Source organism: Mycobacterium sp. NPDC050041 (assembly GCF_049541695.1).
In the GTDB taxonomy this organism is placed as follows: Bacteria; Actinomycetota; Actinomycetes; order Mycobacteriales; family Mycobacteriaceae; genus Mycobacterium.
In genome coordinates this window covers 392,797-412,042 of record NZ_JBMVDG010000005.1, presented here as the reverse complement: position 1 = coordinate 412,042, position 19,246 = coordinate 392,797, and the positions used below count along the sequence as shown (strand labels likewise).

General features: G+C 64.3%; 16 protein-coding genes, 4 tRNA genes and 1 pseudogene. 11 read left to right on the top strand and 10 right to left on the bottom strand.

Translation table 11 applies throughout. The features are described from left to right. Window positions 1-107: pseudogene (locus tag ACPCHZ_RS18745) on the bottom strand (hypothetical protein); the annotation flags it as partial. 973 nt (window positions 108-1,080) lie between these two features. Between ACPCHZ_RS18745 and ACPCHZ_RS18740 the strand changes: the two are divergent. From ACPCHZ_RS18740 to ACPCHZ_RS18730, 3 genes are all read left to right on the top strand, one after another. Then, window positions 1,081-1,722, top strand: coding sequence for a M23 family metallopeptidase (locus tag ACPCHZ_RS18740; RefSeq protein WP_423486079.1), 642 nt, complete (start codon window positions 1,081-1,083; stop codon window positions 1,720-1,722). A 224-nt stretch (window positions 1,723-1,946) separates the two neighbouring features. Next, the gene (locus tag ACPCHZ_RS18735; protein WP_423486078.1) at window positions 1,947-2,330 is read left to right on the top strand and encodes a BlaI/MecI/CopY family transcriptional regulator; all 384 of its coding nucleotides are present in this window, start codon (window positions 1,947-1,949) and stop codon (window positions 2,328-2,330) included. Then, the gene (locus tag ACPCHZ_RS18730; RefSeq protein WP_423486077.1) at window positions 2,327-3,271 is read left to right on the top strand and encodes a M56 family metallopeptidase; all 945 of its coding nucleotides are present in this window, start codon (window positions 2,327-2,329) and stop codon (window positions 3,269-3,271) included. Before ACPCHZ_RS18735 ends, ACPCHZ_RS18730 begins: the two co-directional genes overlap by 4 nt. A 579-nt stretch (window positions 3,272-3,850) precedes the next feature. On the opposite strand, the gene ACPCHZ_RS18725 is transcribed toward ACPCHZ_RS18730, so the two are convergent. Beyond that, entirely contained in the window at window positions 3,851-4,831 is a 981-nt protein-coding gene (locus tag ACPCHZ_RS18725; RefSeq protein ID WP_423486076.1) for a cytochrome c oxidase assembly protein, read from the bottom strand. Window positions 4,832-4,913: 82 nt separating this feature from the next. Continuing rightward, the gene (locus ACPCHZ_RS18720; protein ID WP_423486075.1) at window positions 4,914-5,480 is read right to left on the bottom strand and encodes a TlpA family protein disulfide reductase; all 567 of its coding nucleotides are present in this window, start codon (window positions 5,478-5,480) and stop codon (window positions 4,914-4,916) included. A gap of 432 nt (window positions 5,481-5,912) precedes the next feature. On the opposite strand from ACPCHZ_RS18720, the gene ACPCHZ_RS18715 reads away from it, so the two are divergent. Further along, window positions 5,913-7,097, top strand: a complete 1,185-nt coding sequence (locus tag ACPCHZ_RS18715) for a L,D-transpeptidase (protein WP_423486074.1) — start codon at window positions 5,913-5,915, stop codon at window positions 7,095-7,097. A 26-nt stretch (window positions 7,098-7,123) separates the two neighbouring features. On the opposite strand, the gene ripC is transcribed toward ACPCHZ_RS18715, so the two are convergent. After that, entirely contained in the window at window positions 7,124-8,218 is a 1,095-nt protein-coding gene (gene ripC, locus ACPCHZ_RS18710) for a peptidoglycan hydrolase RipC (RefSeq protein WP_423486106.1), read from the bottom strand. A 187-nt stretch (window positions 8,219-8,405) separates the two neighbouring features. Between ripC and ACPCHZ_RS18705 the strand changes: the two genes are divergently transcribed. Continuing rightward, window positions 8,406-8,999, top strand: coding sequence for a cytochrome c oxidase subunit 3 (locus ACPCHZ_RS18705; RefSeq protein WP_423486073.1), 594 nt, complete (start codon window positions 8,406-8,408; stop codon window positions 8,997-8,999). Between the two features lie 375 nt (window positions 9,000-9,374). Here ACPCHZ_RS18705 and ACPCHZ_RS18700 read toward each other — a convergent pair whose 3' ends face one another. Next, window positions 9,375-10,745 carry a hypothetical protein gene (locus tag ACPCHZ_RS18700; RefSeq protein WP_423486072.1) on the bottom strand — a complete coding sequence of 457 codons (1,371 nt, stop codon included), beginning with the start codon at window positions 10,743-10,745 and terminating at the stop codon, window positions 9,375-9,377. Continuing rightward, window positions 10,742-11,194, bottom strand: coding sequence for a hypothetical protein (locus ACPCHZ_RS18695; protein WP_423486071.1), 453 nt, complete (start codon window positions 11,192-11,194; stop codon window positions 10,742-10,744). The genes ACPCHZ_RS18700 and ACPCHZ_RS18695 overlap by 4 nt, the downstream gene beginning before the upstream one ends. A 378-nt stretch (window positions 11,195-11,572) precedes the next feature. On the opposite strand from ACPCHZ_RS18695, the gene ACPCHZ_RS18690 reads away from it, so the two are divergent. Further along, window positions 11,573-12,217: a copper resistance protein CopC gene (locus tag ACPCHZ_RS18690; RefSeq protein WP_423486070.1), complete on the top strand. Its 645-nt coding sequence runs from the start codon at window positions 11,573-11,575 to the stop codon at window positions 12,215-12,217. Between the two features lie 1,229 nt (window positions 12,218-13,446). Here ACPCHZ_RS18690 and ACPCHZ_RS18685 read toward each other — a convergent pair. Then, window positions 13,447-13,518, bottom strand: a tRNA-Val gene (locus tag ACPCHZ_RS18685). A 290-nt stretch (window positions 13,519-13,808) separates the two neighbouring features. Here ACPCHZ_RS18685 and ACPCHZ_RS18680 point away from each other — a divergent pair. From ACPCHZ_RS18680 to ACPCHZ_RS18665, 4 genes are all read left to right on the top strand, one after another. Beyond that, window positions 13,809-13,881: transfer RNA gene (locus tag ACPCHZ_RS18680), tRNA-Gly, on the top strand. 28 nt (window positions 13,882-13,909) lie between these two features. Further along, a tRNA-Cys gene (locus tag ACPCHZ_RS18675) sits at window positions 13,910-13,983 on the top strand. An 11-nt stretch (window positions 13,984-13,994) separates the two neighbouring features. Continuing rightward, a tRNA-Val gene (locus ACPCHZ_RS18670) sits at window positions 13,995-14,069 on the top strand. A 663-nt stretch (window positions 14,070-14,732) separates the two neighbouring features. Then, on the top strand, window positions 14,733-15,206 hold the full coding sequence (locus ACPCHZ_RS18665) for a hypothetical protein (protein WP_423486069.1): 474 nt from the start codon (window positions 14,733-14,735) through the stop codon (window positions 15,204-15,206). Between the two features lie 800 nt (window positions 15,207-16,006). Here the strand turns inward: ACPCHZ_RS18665 and ACPCHZ_RS18660 are convergent. The 3 genes from ACPCHZ_RS18660 to ACPCHZ_RS18650 all read right to left on the bottom strand — a co-directional run bounded on the left by ACPCHZ_RS18660 (window position 16,007) and on the right by ACPCHZ_RS18650 (window position 18,670). Next, window positions 16,007-16,402, bottom strand: a complete 396-nt coding sequence (locus ACPCHZ_RS18660; RefSeq protein WP_423486068.1) for a hypothetical protein — start codon at window positions 16,400-16,402, stop codon at window positions 16,007-16,009. Between the two features lie 168 nt (window positions 16,403-16,570). Next, window positions 16,571-18,169: a protein kinase family protein gene (locus ACPCHZ_RS18655; RefSeq protein WP_423486067.1), complete on the bottom strand. Its 1,599-nt coding sequence runs from the start codon at window positions 18,167-18,169 to the stop codon at window positions 16,571-16,573. A gap of 90 nt (window positions 18,170-18,259) precedes the next feature. Continuing rightward, entirely contained in the window at window positions 18,260-18,670 is a 411-nt protein-coding gene (locus ACPCHZ_RS18650; protein WP_423486066.1) for a helix-turn-helix domain-containing protein, read from the bottom strand. Window positions 18,671-18,724: 54 nt separating this feature from the next. Between ACPCHZ_RS18650 and ACPCHZ_RS18645 the strand changes: the two genes are divergently transcribed. Beyond that, window positions 18,725-19,225 carry an SRPBCC family protein gene (locus ACPCHZ_RS18645; RefSeq protein WP_423486065.1) on the top strand — a complete coding sequence of 167 codons (501 nt, stop codon included), beginning with the start codon at window positions 18,725-18,727 and terminating at the stop codon, window positions 19,223-19,225. Window positions 19,226-19,246 lie beyond the last annotated feature (21 nt).

Genomic DNA, 19,246 nt, shown 5'->3' with positions numbered 1-19,246 from the left:
CCGGTGGGCACGGCTATGAGGAACGTCATGAACGAGAAGAACGGCAGCAGCACCGCGCCGGTGGCGTACATGTGGTGCGCCCACACCGCGACCGACAGCGGCAGTACATCATCCCGATCAGCTTGTGATCGGTGGTGGTGACCAGCTTGTAGATCAGGTTGCCCTTGGGGCCGAGCCGCTCCGGGAAGGGGCGCCGAGCCTCGAGTTCACCGACCGGCGCTTCGGCTACCAACGCTCCTCCTACCGCGAAATGCGACCGCAGTCGCACGATCCTACTGTTCAGACGCGTAGGTTAACCTACTTAGTAGCTCAGTACTAGCCTCTGTAGTTGATGACACATCGATAACCGGTAGGACGGATTGCCCGAGACATAAAGGGCTCCGCACCGAAAGCGGCCGCTGACGGCTCGCGCCCGATCCGGCTCCGCGCCACCGTCTGATAGTAGGCCAGGCGTGAGTTCGCCGAATACTTATGTACTACGTACCTACGTGGCACCTATGAGCGGCGGAGTTGTCGTTGAGCCGCAGTTCCAGGCCCTATGGTGAGGTAAGCACTGCATCAGACTAGCTGTCGAGCTCCCGCTGAATTGTCCTTCGGTGGCTTGCCTGACGATGCGCTTTCGGTTAGCGTCGCGGCCATCAAGTAACGAATCGGTAACGGTAAGGAACTTCTCGACTTGGTGGCTCAGCGCCGGATCGCGCGATCGACTTCGCCCATAGAACGCCAGTGGGACGACGAAATCACCGAGATCATCCCCTCAACAAGTTCGGCGCTGCCACAGCCACGGCCTCGGCCACGACGATCGACAGCGGTCCTTTCGCCACCGACATCGATGTACTGACCGCACCCGAACTCGACGACCTCAATGACCTGGTCGACGAACGTCCGCGACTGCTGGTGCCGCCCGTTCTCGCGACCCGCGCAGCACCATCCGTTCCGCGAAGGTCCATAAATTCCATAGGTGTGCACTGCGGAGAATTGTCGGACCGCCAGGGGGCGACTTCGACCGGTCCGCGCCGCCCACGGCCCACGACGCATCGAAGGCCTTCGAAGGCCACGGGCGCGATACACATCAGGCTGGTGATCTCAGCCATCGCCGCCGGGGCGGTCGCCGTGGGGGCCAATGCGGCAGTTGGCGCGTCGGAGGCGGCCGGCGAACCAATCCTGTTGGCGGGCAACGCAGGAGCGGACGGACTACCTCCAGAAGATGCGCCCGCCTTCGAGGTCGTCCAGGTGGTCAGCAATTTCAAGTCCACCATCCACCAAGAAGAATTGGTTCGCGCGACGGCCTTCGCTCAAGAACGAGCGCAACGAGAGGCACGGTTGCGGCGTCCCCAGTTCGCCTTTCCCGCGCAAGGAATTCTGACGTCGGGATTCGGACAACGATGGGGCACCTTGCACGGAGGGCTCGACATCGCGAATGCAATCGGAACCCCAATCTACGCCGCGTCGGCGGGCGAGGTGATCGCCTCCGGACCCACCCCGGGTTTCGGCATGTGGGTCAAGATCCGCGACGTGGTAGGCACGGTCACGCTTTACGGTCACATCGACACCGCCACTGTGCAGGTTGGCGAGCGTGTACTGGCTGGCGATCAGATCGCCACGATGGGCAACCGGGGAAATTCGACGGGTCCGCACCTGCACTTCGAGGTCCACAGAAACGGGGCGGATAAGGCCGACCCCATGTCGTGGTTGCGCGAACGTGGTGTACCGAGCCGGTAGCGACGCTGGGCAATCTAGGCCTAGCACCAATTTTGGCGATTGAGGTCACTGACGGTCTGACCTCCCGCGCCGCCACCCAGCGCCGCGTATGTCGGCGGCCTGCTGCAGCTATGACGAAGTCGGCAATGCTTCTCAAGACCCGAGGTTATCTCCAGTGGAGTGCGCCTCGCGCTCGATGCCGCACGACGCCTAAGCTATCTACTGCCTAATCCAGGAGGTTTACCATGGCTCGTGTGCGCGGCTTCGGAGAACTCGAGGCAGCGATCATCGATCGCCTCTGGAATCGCGACCCTGAGACCGATACGACGGTGAGGGAAATCTTCGACGAGTTGAGCGCTGAACGCCACATCGCTTACACCACAGTGATGTCAACGATGGACAATCTGCACGGCAAAGGCTGGCTATCCCGCAGACGCGATGGCAAAGCGTATCGCTACCGACCGACCTTGACTCGCGAAGAACACAGCGCCCGCCTGATGCTCGAAGCACTGAGTGGGGGCGGCCGCTCGGATGCGGTCCTCAGTCACTTCGTGGCGCAGATCGACGCCGAGGAATCCGCGGATCTGCGCGCTGCGCTGCGACGCCTGGCCCGCAAGTCGGGACGATGACTGTCGCGGCCGCCTTGCTTCTGTACGTCATGGTGGTACTGGCGGCAGGTCCGAAGCTGCTGCTGTTGATCACCGCTGATGGCGGCGCTCCACGCTTGGCGATAGCCGCGTGGCTGACTGCTGTCGTGACCGTGCTCGGATGCTCAATCGCTGCGATGGCGCTGCTGTTAATAGAAGCCGCCGGGCACTGGGACAGTCCCGACGCGCTCCTCGTGTCGTGTCTCGAGCGCCTAGAAGCAATTCTCCTTGGGCACTCGGGGCGGCCGGCGAAGGTCGTCGCGACAGCCTCGGTGGCCATTTCCCTCGGGAGTTTGATTGCCATCGGCGTCCGAGTGGGCCGCGCCCTGGGCCGCATGCGCTCGCACACGTTTGCGCATGCCGATGCAGTACGCCTGGTGGGTCGGTCCGACGGCAGCGACGTGGTGATCATCGAAGCGGCCGAGCCCGCGGCATACTGCGTGGCGGGGCGTCCGCCGGCCATCGTCGTGACCACTGCGGCTCTCGCGGCCCTCGATGAGACACAGCTGGCTGCTGTAGTCGCCCATGAACGGGCTCACCTCGATGGGCGCCACGCCTACGTCGTGGCCGCAGTGCGTGGCCTGGCTGCGGGGCTGCCCAGGATTCGGCTTTTCGCCGACGCCGCTACGCAAGTGTCCTCTTCACTGGAGATGTGTGCCGACGATGCGGCGGCTCGTCGGCATGGTCATCAGCCTCTCCTCTCCGGCCTGTTGAAATTGTCGGGTGCCATCGCGCCGGCCCATGGACTGGCCGCGGCACTTGTCGCCGTACTTGTCCGTGCCGAACGCCTCACAGCTCCACGAAACGGGCTTTCTCAAATTCGAACCCGCCTCACGTTAAGCGGGGCGGTCGCGGCGATGGCTGCAACACCACTGGCTATCGTCGCCCTATCCCTCTCGGGCGCATTGATCTGCTTCGCATAGTCCGCTGATCGCGCTTGCCCGTTTGACTATTCTGCGGCGCGCTTGTCGTCGTGCTACACAGGCTAGTGAGCGCAACATTTGCTACGGGTCACCAGCTTCGCCCCGTCCCCAGCCCATCCGCAACATGATCGTCGCGGACTGTGGTGCTCTGATCACGGCGTGACGACGGACCGAGACAACGCGCCCGCCGCGTGGGCAGCGGCCGGATCGGCGGCCACCAACGCTATCACCGCCAGGGCGAGTGCGACCAGTAGTGCGGCCGAGATCCACCGACCAGTCCTTGCTGATCTTCGCGGTGCACGGCGCTCCCGGTCCCACGTCGCCCGAGGCCCTTCGCAGGACACGGACGATGCGCTTTTCACAGGGCCAATCTACTATGCGTCTACGTATGTAGCCAGAACGCTGCGTACGTGACCACATCCGAGCTGCGGCAACGGCACATGTGCCATCGCATAGCCGCAGTCCGCCACTTAGTCAGATTTTGCACCCGGACGACCCGCGTCGCTGCTTCAGTTGTGCACTTCGGCGCTGGGCCGCTACCCGCTCGATCCTGAAGTAGCGTGCTGACAGGCTCGCTGGTCAGTCGTCGTGGTTGACCGCCTTCCGGACGTGAACACTTCCTGGCTGCTGCATGTGTAGCTGACGTAAAAACGCGTTGTAGGAAGCCAATTCCGCGTCGTCGCGTTCAACATCCGCTTCTCTCCTCGCCGACTCCGACTCCTCGTCACGACGCCAGCGGATGGCGAATATCAGAGTGGTCAACAGCGCGACCGGCTCACCGTAGGACCACGCCAAGGCCCCAGCGACCGCCTGATCGGCCACGGGGTCCACGTTCCAATTCGCTGGAGGTTGGGCGAAAGTGTTTGTAAGCGCTCGCGGTGCCATCATCAGAATCACGCCGATGAAGACGTGCAGCGGCATCTCTACGAAGATGTCGAAGAAGCGGCCAAGATTACTCTGCCGGACGGGCATCGGACCGGTCGACAAGATCGGCAGGATGAACAGCAGCCCGCTCGCGAGGAAGAACACTTGCAACGCGACGTGGCCGGCCACGCTGGCCGCCGTCGAATCGAAGAGATCGGAAAGATACAGGCCGTAGTAGCTCAACAGAAATACCGGAATGGTGAACCCGGGGTGCAGCACGATCCGGCTCGCTCGGCAACGCAGTGCACCCAACGCGGCCATCAATATATAGCGTCCGACGCCACGGTGAGGCGTCGACCTCAGCAGGAGCCGGCCGGGCGCGCCCAACACCAGAAGCGGCGGGACGAGGATCGACAGCGTGAGGTGCTGAATCATGAAGGCACTGAACAACCGGTAGCCGTAGCTGTCGATGGCGAGGCCCGTCACCGCGGCCAAGGCGATGCATCCTGCGAGGAAGCTCGCAGTGCGCATCCACGTCCATTCGCGGCCTTGCGCCCTGACCATCCGAACGGCGAAGAGGTACCACACCGCCAATCCGATTGCTATAACCGGAAGTAACGGAAGTGGCGGGAGAAGCCAGCCGAGCATCGCCGATACCGAGGGCGGCGACGTCGGAAGCACCACCTGACCGATCATGTTGCGCCCTCGTAGCGTCGGGCAGCACTGTGGCGACCGGGTCTCGGTGCGATCAAGGCGGTGATTGCGTCGGCGCGTTGGGTCACTGCTGGGAGCCAGTATCGATCGCGCCCTCGGCTGCAAGGCGTCGGACCACGGGTTCAAGATCCTCGGCGAGAAGTGCCCGTAGGAACACCGCGGCAACGCGATGCGCCCGGTCCAAAACGATGGTAGTTGGGATGACCGTGGTGGGGTACCTGGCCCCCAGGGCGATCATCGTCCGCATCGGTGGGTCATAGATCGACGGGAAGGTGACCTCGCGGTCGATGAGGAAGTCAACCGCGGCTTGGCGGTTGTTGTCACGGACGTCAATACCCAGGAAGGCGACTCCCGCGGTACGCGTCGCGTCATATACCCTCTGTAATTCCGGCATCTCGGTGCGGCAGGGGCCACACCACTGGCCCCATACGTTGATCACCACAACTTGGCCGACGAAGTCCTCGACGGACACCGTGCGGCTCGGATCCAACAGGTCCGGTCCCCGTATTGGGCCGGGCCGACCACGGTTTTCCGGAGGGTCATACAGGATGTCGATCTGTCCGCCCGGCGAAACGAATTCGAATGAACCCCCCTGCGCGACAGCGTCGTCGCCGCTCGAACACGCGGACATCGCGGCACCCAACAGTACCGCGCTGACACCGGCGGCAACGTGTCGCCATATCGCCTGTGCGAAATGGGCAGGTCGTCGCCGACCTTGTCTACGATCAACACGCATGAGAGCCTTGCTAAGCGTATCGGCCGGTCGGTGACTCACTTCACGTCCCACTTGTGCCGACCGCTCGCACAATCAGAGGGTGGCGTTCATGCCCGACAAGTTCGGCGCTGAGCAGCGTCATCGGCAGGATCACCTCCAAGACTCGACGCTTCGTGCAGCCACGACCGATCATTCAGAAGCACCGACGCTGGATGCTCCCGCCGAGGCCCACCGCAGCGCCGACTACGTAGGGACTACGTAAGATGGTAGCGCAACGAGTTCACGACGAATGACGGGACGACACTGATGATGCGGAGCGACTCCGCGGCGATACATCGGCGCAGGGGCATGTGGGGGACGACGGTGGCACTACTAGCCATCGCCGGTTTCGTTCTGAGCGTGAGTGCGTGTGGCGGCCGCACACCGCCGCAGGAACCTGAAGCGATTGTCGATAAGGGCACTCCCTACAGCGACCTCCTGGTTCCGAGCTTGCGGACGTCAGTCACCGAGGGTGCAGTGGGGGTGCCCGTGGATTCGCCGGTCACGGTCGCCGCGGAGACGGGCGTGCTCGGGGCAGTGACCCTGGTCAACGATCAGAACCGGGTGGTCAAGGGCGAATTGAGCGCCGACGGCGTCACATGGCGCTCGGCGGAGCCCCTGGGATACAACCGGAAGTACACCCTGACCGCCGAAGCCCTGGGCCTCGGCGGCATGGCACGCAGCAGCGCGACGTTCGAAACGCATTCGCCTGAGAACCTCACGATGCCGTACGTGCTGCCCAACAACGGTGAGGTCGTGGGCGTCGGCCAACCCATCGCGGTGCGGTTCGATGAGAGCATCCCTGACCGACTCGCCGCTCAACGTGCGATCACCGTCAAGACGGACCCTCCTGTCGAAGGTGCCTTTTACTGGCTCAACGACCGCGAAGTCCGCTGGCGCCCCGCGCAATATTGGAAGTCTGGAACTTCAGTCGAAGTCCAGGTGAAGGCCTACGGCGTTGACATGGGCCAAGGCCTGTTCGGTCAGGACGACGTCTCCACACGTTTCACGATCGGCGACGAGGTGATCGCGACGGCTGACGACGCGACCAAGACGATGACCGTCCGCAGGAATGGTGCCGTAGTCAGGACCATGCCAATCTCGATGGGCAAGAACAAGACTCCGACCGACAACGGTACGTACATCATCGGCGACCGGTACTCCTTTCTCGTGATGGACTCGTCGACCTACGGTGTGCCGGTCAATTCGCCCGACGGGTACCGCACCGAGGTCAACTGGGCCACCCAGATGTCTTATAGCGGCATCTACGTTCACTCGGCACCGTGGTCGGTTGGCAGTCAAGGACGCGCCAACGTGAGCCACGGGTGCCTCAACGTCAATCCCGAGAACGCCAAGTGGTTCTACGACACGACCAAGCGGGGCGACATCGTCGAGGTGATCAACACCGTCGGTCCCACACTGCCGGGTACTGACGGGCTTGGCGACTGGAACATTCCGTGGGACCAATGGAGTGCTGGTAACGCCGCGCTGTAGCGGCCTCCGCGCAACGACGAACGGGCCTAGTATCGCCGCGCGTTGTAGATCGGAGCGGACGAAATGGGAGCCACCTTGACCGGAGTTCCATAGGTTGAGGCATGCACCATGTTTCCGTCGCCGATATAAATCCCTGCATGCGAGGCGTCGGCGTAGAACGTGACGATGTCGCCGGGCCGGAGGTCGGGCACGGCGACGGGTTGCCCGCCAGCCGCAAGAGCCTGGCTTGATCGCGGAAGCGACTTGCCGCTCTGTAGAAAGGCCCACTTGATGAGTCCTGAACAGTCGAACGCGTCAGGTCCTGTCGCGCCCCAAGAGTACGGCGCACCCACACGAGTCAACGCCGCTTGCACGACCGCCACTCCAGCACCCGAATCGGGAGGCAGCCCGGGTGCCGGCAGCAAAGGGCCGGGTTTCGCCACGATGGCGGGGGAATCCGGTGGGATCGGCTGCTGGGGTGGTACCGGCCCGGGATCGGCCAGAACTGCACGCTGATCCGGAGTCAACGAGCGGTACAACGCCTCCACGTCGGTGATCTGCGCCCGAAGCCGACTTTGCTTGGCTTGTAGCTCTGCGCGGACGGCCGCCGCCTGCTGGGCGGCGGTTCGAGCGTCCACCGCCGAGGCTTCCGCAGCCCGCGCAGCAGTGTCGGCCCGCGACAACGCGGCGCGGAAGGCCGTCATGCGCTCGGAGACCTGGGTGGTCATTACCTGCCTCAGGGAGAGTTCGTCGAGCAACCGTTGCGGCGATTGGGCGGTCAGCGCCGCGCTGATGCCGTCAGCGGGGCCGCCCATGTACGCCGCCGCCGCCAGGCCATTCACCGCTTCTTGAAAGCGGGTCAGGTCGGCTCGAGCGACGGCGGACGCATCGGCTTCGACGCGCCGACGGTCTTCGGCCGCGCGCTGCGCTGTCAGCTTGTTCTCGAGATCGAGTTCAGCCGAGTAGATGGCTTCTGCTGTGCGTTCGGCTTCGCGGGAAAGTTCCGTCATGCGGGTCAGGGCGTCCGACGCGGGGTCTGCTCGCCCATTGCCCGAAGAGCCCACAAGCGTCAGCGCAACCACTATTGCGACGACGACACCACAAGCCGATCGGTAAACCGGGGCGGAGCGGCCCACACTCAAAACACAGATCCTCACGACGCAGGGTCATCTATGGTCCAGCTACGTAGATCACAGGAAGGTTACGAGAATCGGCGCGCAATGTCCACGCGCGCGGAGACGCCTGTCGACCATGCGCCATCTGCTATGTGCAATAGTAGCTACTGACTAGCTCAGTAGATAGCCCGCGGGCTCGGTTTCGAGGGATGACATGACAAGCGGAACCGCCATCACGGCGCGTGTTCACTCACTCAATCGACCCAACATGGTTTCCGTCGGAACAATCGTGTGGTTGTCGAGTGAGCTCATGTTTTTCGCCGGGTTGTTCGCGATGTACTTCACCGCCCGTGCCCAAGCAGATGAGTGGCCTCCGCCGCCCACGGAATTGAACCTCGCGCTCGCGGTGCCGGTAACGCTGGTGCTCATCGCGTCGTCGTTCACCTGTCAGATGGGTGTCTTCGCGGCCGAACGAGGCGATGTGTTCGGACTGCGCCGGTGGTACGTCGTCACGTTGGTCATGGGCATCGTTTTCGTGCTCGGACAGGGCTATGAGTACATCAACCTGGTGCACGAGGGAACCACCCTCTCCAGTAGCGCATACGGGTCAGTCTTCTACTTGACCACGGGATTCCACGGACTGCACGTCATCGGCGGCTTGGTCGCGTTCATCTTCCTGCTCATCCGCACGCGAATGAGTAAGTTCACCCCTGCCCAGGCTACGGCCGCGATCGTCGTCTCGTACTACTGGCATTTCGTGGACATCGTGTGGATCGCCTTGTTCGCAACGATCTACTTCGTACGGTGACAGCGGATGCGCCGGAACCCATTCGGACGATGCAGCGAGTCAGCCGGCTCCGTCTGCCGACCTCCATCGTGAGTGTGCTCGCCTGCACGGTTGTCGGGCTAGCTGCACCTGCGCCTGCGGCGGCGTTCGTCGCCGCAGACCCAACGCTCGTGGTGTCAACATCCGTGCGCGCCTCGTCCAGCACCACTGCGCCGACGACACACTTATATGACGACGCGGACAGCGAGCAACGATCCGAGGTCTCAAGCGTCGCGCTCTGGATCTTGGCGGGCGCCATCGCCGGGCTCGCCGCCATAGCCGCCGTCTTGGCTCGCGTCGGTAAGAGACCACGGCATTGACCGCATCAAGGACACCACTCCCGGGGCCACACGACGCTCACCCTCCGAACAAAAGGTACAGACCTGCAAATGTGTACCCGACCATCGTGAGCATCATCGCCAGCTGGCCACTGATCTGATGCCGCCGCGGAAGCAGGCGAAGCGCCCGGTCGTGTGCTGCGATGACGGCCACGATATGACCGATCACCACACACGACACCTTGATCGTCCACAGCACCGACGGATGCTGCGACAGCACGTACTGCACATCACCTGATTCCAATCCGAGCAGATGCCAGCCGCGCCCCAGGGGATCGGCCAGTCGCACGATCGTTTCTTGCCCGCGTTCCACCAGATACGACAGGTAGTGGGCGAAGATGTAGCCGACGACGATCGGAATGAGCGAGTGTGCCAGCTTGCCGGGCAACTGGCGACGTTCATCTCGGCTCACCCCGCCGGTTGCCCGCGCGGCTGCCGAGAAGGTGATCCCTACTACGGAAACGAAAAAAAGAAGTCCGACGGTACGGAGCAGCGACCCGGCCCAGGCCTCGCTGAGCACGGGCACCGACAGCGCTTGCCTATCGACGAAGTTCCGGAATGCCGGCGCCTGCGAGAAACTGTCGAAAGCCGTGGACCCGAGCAGCACCGCGAGTACGGCAATGATCCCGGGACGTACGGGCAGTGTCGTCAGATGATCCATCGGATTGATCGCCGCGATCCGATGGGTGACGGGACTGCGCCGGAAGGGAGCGAGCCGTGACACCGCCATGCTGTACACCTCGAACGGATCTGATCGAGCGAACCACCGCGACCCGAAGAACCATGCGCCCAGCATCATCAAGACGGCATAGACCAGCAACCACGCCTTGATCGCCACCTGCGAGCCAGGGTCGGGGCTGGCGAGTTCGAGCCAGACGAACGCGAATAGTCCGACTGCCGCCGGCCAGTAACCCCACCTCGGCGAATAACTGCGCAACGGCGACGTCTCGGATGTCTCCCTACGAGTCATGCCGAGCATTCGATACAGGGTGCGTAACGGAGAGATGACCCGCCACACCGGACCCAGGACGACCGAGACGGCCACCAGCCCAACCCACAGCAGCACGTAGAACACACCCGGTAGGGCGTTGGCACTACCCTCCGGTCCCCATACGGCGGCAACTGCCACCCAGACCGTGAAGAAGAAGGCTGCAAGGGCCACCAACCAGCGCAGCACCGCAGAGTCAACGACGTGCGTCACCCACAAAGGTAGGTCGCGCCCCGGCCTGTCGGGGTCGAATCGCGGCGCTTTCCACGCCAACGCCACGACGGCGAACGTCGCGGTCAATGCCCACGCAGCGCCTATGAGCGCGAACGACAGCGGCACCGGCAGATCGGTTGATCCACCCACGCCGTGCGCCCACACGGTGACGCTCTGGTCAGAGGTCACGGCCGAACTTGCACGGTCACCACCGTGCGATTGAGATCGTGCAGCTCGACGTCGACTTGGCCCGGCACGTCGACCGTGAATTCGAAGACCTGGTCCCGGCGCGGTTCGACCTGAAAGGTGTTCTCGGGCGACGAGTGCACGTGCAACTGGTCCGCGACGTCGCTGCTCACCTTGAGGACAATGGGTTTGCCGACGACGCCTTGAACCTGCCCGTTCGTGGGTGTGACCACTCCACCGGCGATGTTGATGTCCACTTTGGTGGCGTCCTCAGGCATAGATGGCGACGGGGTCGGCGACGCCGATGCAGCGGACGGTGCACTGGTTGCACTCCGACTCGACGCTGAAGTTGAAGATTCGCCAGGGGCGGTCGACGAACTGCAGCCCACAAGAGCGATCGCCAAGATCGCCGCCGCGATGACACCGCCTACGCGGGGTGCTTCATTACTCATGTAGGCCTGTACCTTTCGTCTTGTGAGTCGCCGGCACCGTCGGGATCGTCGGGACGTCGACGCCTGTCCCGCCGGATGATGTAGAAGACGACCCCAACGATCACCAGGGCCGGTCCGAACGCAGGCAAGGACATCCACAGCCCGACGTCGGTGGCGACGTAGGAGACATCCTCCGGAGTCAGGCTGAGCATCGAGCTGCGTCCTCGACGGGGGCGTGCTTGACGTGTCGGCGGCGAGGTCCAAGGCGCAACATTGTCTCGGCCTCCTCTCATGGCTCTCGACGACGACCGGTAGGCGTTCGCTCCTACCAGTTAGCTCCGTACGTACCATCCCCTCACCTAGCAGACCGAAACATACACTGGGCTGTACACGCCGCGGGTGCCCGAGGCCGCGATCGAATCGAGGAATGTGAACGCTGTCATCCGTCTCACAGTGACGATCTTGGTAGCGCTGGCCTTCTGGTCTACGGGTAGTGGCATCGCCGTCGCTCACACGTCACTGGCCAGTTCGGATCCAGCGGAGAACGCCAACGTGATATCCGCGCCGACCGCCATCACGTTGACCTTCACCGAGGACATCAATGCCGCGTTCGCCACTGTCGCGGTCACCAGCGCTGATGGCCGAAGTTGGGCATCGGGTGATCCGCAGGTCGAGGGGCCACGAGTGAGCGCTGGAATCCGATCAGATCTTCCGGCAACCGGCACCTATACCGTCGGCTACCGCGTGGTATCGGCCGACGGCCACCCAGTGTCCGGTTCGTACACGTTCACGATCGCCGGTGATCCCGGGGAAACTTTGCCGGAGCCCACAGGCGCCGAAGTCGCACCCAGCACCGCCGCTGCTCCGCCTCAATCGGCGTCTCCGACGGGAACGGATACGAAGACATCGATACTGACCGCAGGTGCGATCGGCCTTGCGCTCGGAGGCGCTATCGCATTCTGGCAATCGAGAAGGCACCGGCGGAAGTACGCCGACGATGCGGACGGGTCCAATGCGCCTGCGCGCGACGGGAATAAACCCTAGTGCCTCGACTCAACTGCTCAAGGCAAGCTTGGCGCAAGGTGAAGCTGATGCCGCAGAGACCGGCAACCAGAAAACACGGCAGCCACGTGAAGTCGGGGCGCAACAAATCGTGTCGCACCGTGACGAGGCGTCGGTCCGGCAGCGAGTAAGACCCCGCAATCGATCAGTTCGATCGCGTCGCAATCCGAAGCGCCTCCAGCACGCGATTCTTGGTCGGAAGGTCTAATCGGCACGTATCAGCTGCCAACTCCGTGCCCGGGTTCATAACGTCCACACCATCAACGAGCACCGTCGGCGATGGGTATCTACCCACCCTCTCAACCACCACATCCTCAGCGATACCAACCTCGGATAGACAATCCCCGAGCAACTGTCGAGCCGCCGCAGCATTCCGACACCCCGGGCTCGTGAGAAGTTCCACGCGCATACATTCAGCTTCGCTCAATAGGCGCGGTTTCTGCACGCCCAGGCGGGACTATCTGACGCCGCCCATGCGTAGCGGTCAAGAAGTTCACGGGCCTTCCGCCACGCGCTGCTCGCCCCACCCCGCCGACGGCCGCACACCCGGCGGCCCCGGCCATGCGAACGCAGGGCGATGACCTCCGCGCCCGTTTAGAAAGATATGGCTAGTGACGACCTGTCATGTACCGCCCGCCGCTGAGGCGGTGGTCATCGAAGTTGCGGCGGAAGGTACAGACTCCTGAAGGCGTCTATGTGGACAAGCGACGCCTCAACCTGCTTCACATCCGGCGGCTCGCAGAAAGGAGTTGAACTCGTTCGCGATTAGCTCGATTCCCATATCGAAATCTGGACCCGGAGCGGAGGCGAGAACCTCGTTCAATGATGGGACGCCGTCGTCTCCTACGAAATCGGCAGCGGGTTCGATGACCAAGTCGACAATGACGACGATGTTGAGGCAGACAAGTCGTCCTGATGGATCGCGCCTTCGTCATGAGCGCAAAGGTCGACCTTCTTGAGTCGACCGGTCGCGTCAACCACCCCCTCGACAGGCGAGTATTTGGGCAGCCAGGCGTCAGGTGAAGCGGAGTCCACTCGATTCGGAATTCGACGCCGTCGGCGTTGCGACGACAGCCACCGGCGCAGCGCTCTTCAGGCGTCGATGATGGAAGGTGTGTTAATTCGATGCTGGCCCTATTGAGCCGTGACACCCGACCCGCGGGAGGAGGTACGAATCTGTAAAACCGCCAATGAGCTGCGACTTTGCTCGGTGGTCCCGGCTGGTTTCGAACCAGCGACCTTCCGCGTGTGAGGCGGACGCTCTCCCACTGAGCTACGGGACCTGGTGGGCCGGCCAGAAGTGCGCGGCCGAACGGTGTGGAAGATTATCACGCGCAGAGTTTTCATCTGGAATCCGCTGGTCACTCAGGTCGGCGAAGCCACAGTCGCCCCCGGGCGCGGCGGTGCGTGCCGACGGGGGTTCTGCCGTGATTCGGAGACCGGCCACGGCTTCTCGCTGTCGCGGGGAGGCGTACCGGCTGTTCCGAACCCCCGGGTCGAGGGGATTTGTATAGCCAGGCTCGGGTGGACTATCGTCGTGCTTCGCGACGGGCGACGATCTCGCCCGTGGCGTGCGGATGTAGCGCAGTTGGTAGCGCATCACCTTGCCAAGGTGAGGGTCGCGGGTTCGAATCCCGTCATCCGCTCGAAGGTGCAGAAAGCATCAACCCCAGCGGTGGAGTGGCCGAGTGGTGAGGCAACGGCCTGCAAAGCCGTGCACACGGGTTCGATTCCCGTCTCCACCTCCAGCAGGAACCCGGCGCGATTAGCTCAGCGGGAGAGCGCTTCCCTGACACGGAAGAGGTCACTGGTTCAATCCCAGTATCGCGCACCACGTTTCGCGCACGACAGGCCCGGTTTCTACCGGGCCTTCGTCGTCTCCGCGCAATAAGGCCGGCGGGTTGCGTCATCACCGAGAGGGAGATGAAATGACGCAAGCCACTGCCACCACCGCGTAGCGCCACCCCCCTTCCACCCATCGCCTACAGGCCTTGGTGTGCAGAAGGGAACGGCCACACCGACACCGTTTTCACGCAGGACCAGACCTGCATGGGCGCCTGGCACGAGAATCTTGCTTCGGTCCCTGGCCAAGCCCCCTGCGAAATAAATGTTCTGGCTCACCACGGCCCTGTTCCGGCGAGGCCCGACGTGTGTGTGGCCGTGAGCATTCGGGAGATGAACGCTGATATTCAGTTGACAGTGGGCCAGCTCGAGCACTCATCGAGACCCTGGAAACGGTTGTCGCCATCGTGGAGGGAATCAAATCCGCCTAACCACCGTCTGACCTACCGTTCGGCCCTCCGCCCTCCCCACAAAAGGTGGCGGGCCGAACGCTTCGAAACACACTCTTGCTTCCCCGGCGGATAGAAAACCCTTTCCCGCCCCAAGTCGACTCTGGCGTCTGGGCTATTACAGCGAAACACGGGTAAACGGGACCATTTCTCCTACCAGATGAACGCAGCCCGCCAAGGGGCCGTGACAAGCCAAGGAGAACTCCATGACCACCACGCACATCTCCACTCGGAGGCAGAAGTTATTTTTCACCAAGGTCGCAGCAAAGGCCACCATCGCCGCATTGGCGCTCGCCGGTTCTCTTGCCGCCGTCGCGCCAGCAGCGCACGCAGAGCCCGTCCCAACCGGACCTGGCAGCGGAGATCTCGCCGCCGCCTGCTACAGGATGCAGCAGGACTACATCGACGGAGTTGCCGAGTACAAGGCGGCCTACGCTGCGGGCGACCAAGCCGGCATGGACGCCGCCGGCGTTAAGCTCCGCGGCGCCGAAGACGGCTGGGGGCCTGCTGGATGCGGGGCCGAGTATGGCGCCATCGGCGTCAACCGCATCGGACCGACGGGGAAGCCTGCTACCGACATGGACCCCGTCACGCCGCCAGTCAAGTCCGATCCCACAACCAACCCGAGGCCTGGGACTGGCACGCTTCCGGGCACAGCGCCGGTTAAGTCCGCGAACTAGCTGGGTCCGTCTGACTTACTGTTCGGCCCCGTCATCCTCCCCACAGGTGGGCGGGGCCGAACTTCGATGCGCAATTAGCAACCCGGCGAAAATTTCTCGGACATGACCGCCGAGCAAGTTCTTGCACGAGTATTTGCAGTCGGTCTGTTCGCGTTCTTTGCCGTGATCTTGCAATCGGTTGGTGGCAAAGGCGCCAGAGGCGTAGATCATTCGCAGAGGGGACCTTCGCGAAATAGGGCCGCAATCACGCCACAATCCTCTTCGTTCACCGATTCCGGCCCCGTACCTGATGGCGAAATATCGCGGGTCGAAATCGATGCCTTGCTGGATCAGATCACCGGTCGAGGGTTCTTTCGCGAACTCGCCCCCATGCCGGCGGGGAGGGGTTAAGCCCTTGGTAGGCCATTCTGTCCGGTCGGAGCGACTACCGATCGGTCGCTGATCCGATTGCCCGTTCCGGTCACCGGTCGACGACCGCACCCACCGCGGGGGTTGGCGAAAGTCCCGACGAGGGTAAAGCTCTGTACGATGCCGTCGACGTCCCCGACCGGTGTGTACACCGTGGTCTGAGGTCCGCAGCCCGCGACGGTGGTGAACTGCCAGCCGGCACCGATCCATGCGAGCTGTTGCGTGACACCGTCCGCCGTCACCGTCCCACCGCAGCGCCCGCAATCGGAGACGAACTTCGCCACCGTGGTGGGCGTGGCCGTCCCGTAATGCGTGGTGAGCGGAGTCACTTAGCGAAACATCCCGACCGGCTTGACCTCGGATCTTTCCTATTCGAGCAACGTCGCAGAGACTCAGGGCAGCCGGATGATGTTGAACGCCGCGGGCCGCATCGGCAGCACGCCGCGCCCGCAGTCCGCGGAGGCGACGTTCTGACCCGCCGTGAACTCCGGGTTGATGAACGTCGTCTGCTCCGCACCGACCACCTGGCCGTTGTCACAGGTCACCGCATCGTCCTTGTAGCGGGAGAACTTCCACGCGTTGTTGACGAACCGGTATTCGACGATATTGTCCGGGCCGAAATCCATTGTCAGACAATCATTGCCGCATGAGGTGATGGTCACGTTCTCCTTGAACGGCGAACCCGTGTACCAGTCGAACACGTACCTGCCGTTGACGGCCGGATTGGCCGAGGCCGGGCCCGCCAGCGCCGTGCCCGCCGCCGCCATGCCGGCGACAGCCGCGGCCACCGCAATCGAATTGACGGTCCCGGCAAATCGCCGCGCCCCGTGTCCGCCCATGTTGTCTGCCTTCCCGCCGCACCCGGTGGCCACCGGTTCGGCAGCCTCGACCGTACGAACCTATCCCGCCGCCGCGGCTCGCGCAGCAACTTCTGCAGGGCCTGTGGACAAACGTTCTCAGGCGGGCGGCGCCGCCGCGATCAGCCGCACCTCGGAGATCTCCGTCCGGCTCTTGCCGTCCATCGTGCCGAGCGTGGAGATCCAGACCACGACGTTCGACGTCGCCGCCCCGGCAGGCACCGGGATCCGGTTGCTGCCCGGCTGCACGGGAACCGGCGGGGTCAATTCGGTGGTGTCGGCCAGTGCACCGGGCGCACCTGTTGTCGCCGAGCGGATCTGGATCACCGTGCCGCTGCTCGCCAAATCAACGGTGACCGCGCTGAGGGTCGCGGGCTGACGAAGCTTGATCGACAGGCCGAGGCCCTCTTTGAACGTCGGGAACGGCACGGCGTCCCGGTAGGTGTCGGTGGTCCAGGCCGTCGCCGGGTCACGGTCGACGGCCTTGCCCGCGTCGCCGGGGTTGTCGGGCGAGCCGCCGGGCGCGAACACCACGGCCTCGGCGACGTCGATCGGCGCGTCGGCTGCGGCCGCCCGCATCGTCTGACTGGTCGGCGGGGCGGCAGTGGTCGGGTTGAGCCCGAGCCGCTCGGCGTCCAGCGCGGAGTCCGAGTCGGTGTCGAGCACATTGGTCAGCGACGACACGACCGCCACCACCGCGACGATGACGGTCACCGCCGCCGCGGCCAGCGTCACCCGCGTCAGTTGTCGTTTCGCGGCATCGGCCTGCTGCTCGGGTCCGACGTTGCCGAACCCTGCATAGCCGCCAGGAACCGAGGGAGGCGGCGGAGCGCCACCGGAGTCGTCCCCACCTCCGGCGTCGTCGGCACGCGCCTGCCGCAACAGCGTCATCAGCGTTGCGGCGCTGGTGATCCCGCCCTCGCGGACCAGTCCGGCCGCGGCGGCGGAGACCAGGAACGGTATGGCGGGGTCGATGGCGGCGGGCTCCTGAGGGCGACCGGCCGCGTCGGCGTCGACGGCCGTCCAGCCCGTCGGCATCGGGTCCTGAGCCGGCCAGCGGTCGACGAGCAGGGCGTAGAACGCGCCGCCGATCCCCCGCAGGTCCCCGCGCGGTGTCGCCTCGGGCGTGGTGCCGGGAAACGCCAGCACCGCATTGCCGTCGGTGCTGATGCGCACCCGCGCCGGATGGTCGATGCTCAGCACCAGCCCGGCGCGGTGTGCGGCTTCGGCCGCGACGGCCAGCGACTGCAGCGCACCGGCGACGCCGAGCGGCGACGGGTTGGTGTCGGCGACCTGGCGCAGCGTGCCGCCCGGCACCCAGTCGGAGACCACCACGCCGAACGTGCCGGTGTGGAAGACCTCGCGCACCGCGGCGATCCCCGGCATGTCCAGGCCGCGTTGGCGCACGGTCAGCGAGAGCACCTCGTTCACGCGGTCGACCGCCAGCGACTGCTGTGGGTCCACCAGCGTCAGCGCCACCATGCGCCCGGCCGCGAAGTCGAAGGCCTGCCAGAACTGCAGATGACCGTGCCCGCCCTGCAGGGCCACCAACCGGAACCGGCCGTCGGCGATCAGCGCGCCCGCGGTGAACGGCCCCTCGTTGTCCACGACGGTGTCCACCGGGCCGAGGGCCGGGATGGCGGCGGTGGCATCATCGGCGTCGACGGACTGGTCATCGGGCATGTCATCGATCTCCACCGCGCCGTCTCACCTCATCCCCTCACACAGGACCGCTCGAGCTACTGCCGCAACGGATTACCCACGGATCGGCACTTCACACGGCCGACCTCAGCGTCGGCCGGCGGAAGGCGACCGCATCACCCGAGCGGGCCGCCGCCAGTCACTACGCAGCGTAGCGCTCGGCGGCGTGCCGAACATCTCGCGGTAGGCCACGCTGAACCGCCCGGCATGGGCGAAACCCCAGCGACCGGCGATTGCGGTGACCGTGTCGACCGAGGGGTCGGCCGCGAGCAGGTCGCGGTGCGCGCGGTCCAGACGGACGCGGCGCAGGTACTCCAGCGGGGTGACGCCGAGGTGGCGGCGGAACAGGTACTGCACAGATCTGGGGGTGAGTTGCGCAGCCGCTGCGATGTCGTGCAGGCCGATGTCGGTGTCCGCGTTCTCGTGGATGAAGGCGACGATGCGGCGCAGTGCCGGTGGACGGGAAGCGCCGGAGGTGAGATCAAAGTGCCTGGACATCTCGAAGGCGGATACCCGATAGCAAACTCGACAAAACACTGACACGATCGGTGTATGACCGACCGCTTCGAAGTCCAGCGCACCATCTCGGCGCCGCCGTCCGATGTCTTCGCCGTGCTCTGCGATCCCCAGGGCCACGTCGCCATCGACGCCGCGGGCATGCTGCAGGATGCCGACGGTGAGCCGGTGCGCGCTGTCGGGGACAGCTTCGTGGTGCACATGGACCGTGAGGCGCTCAACGATTTCCCGCTCGGAAAGTACGACGTCACCATCAAAATCACGGAGTTCGAGGCGGACCGGCTCGTGGCGTGGACGATCCTGGGCGATCTGAAGCCGCCGATCGGGCATGTCTACGGGTACCGGCTCGAACCGGTCGACGAGGGCACCCTGGTCACCTCCTTCTACGACTGGTCCGACATCGACCCGGTGTGGCGGGAACGCGACATCTTCCCGATCCTCCCCGAGAGTGCGCTGCGCGCCACGCTCGGCATCCTCGACCGAACGGTGCGGCGGGGCTACCCCGCGGCTGAGCGACGTTCGTCAACCGCGGGTTGACGACCACCCACCGTCAACCTA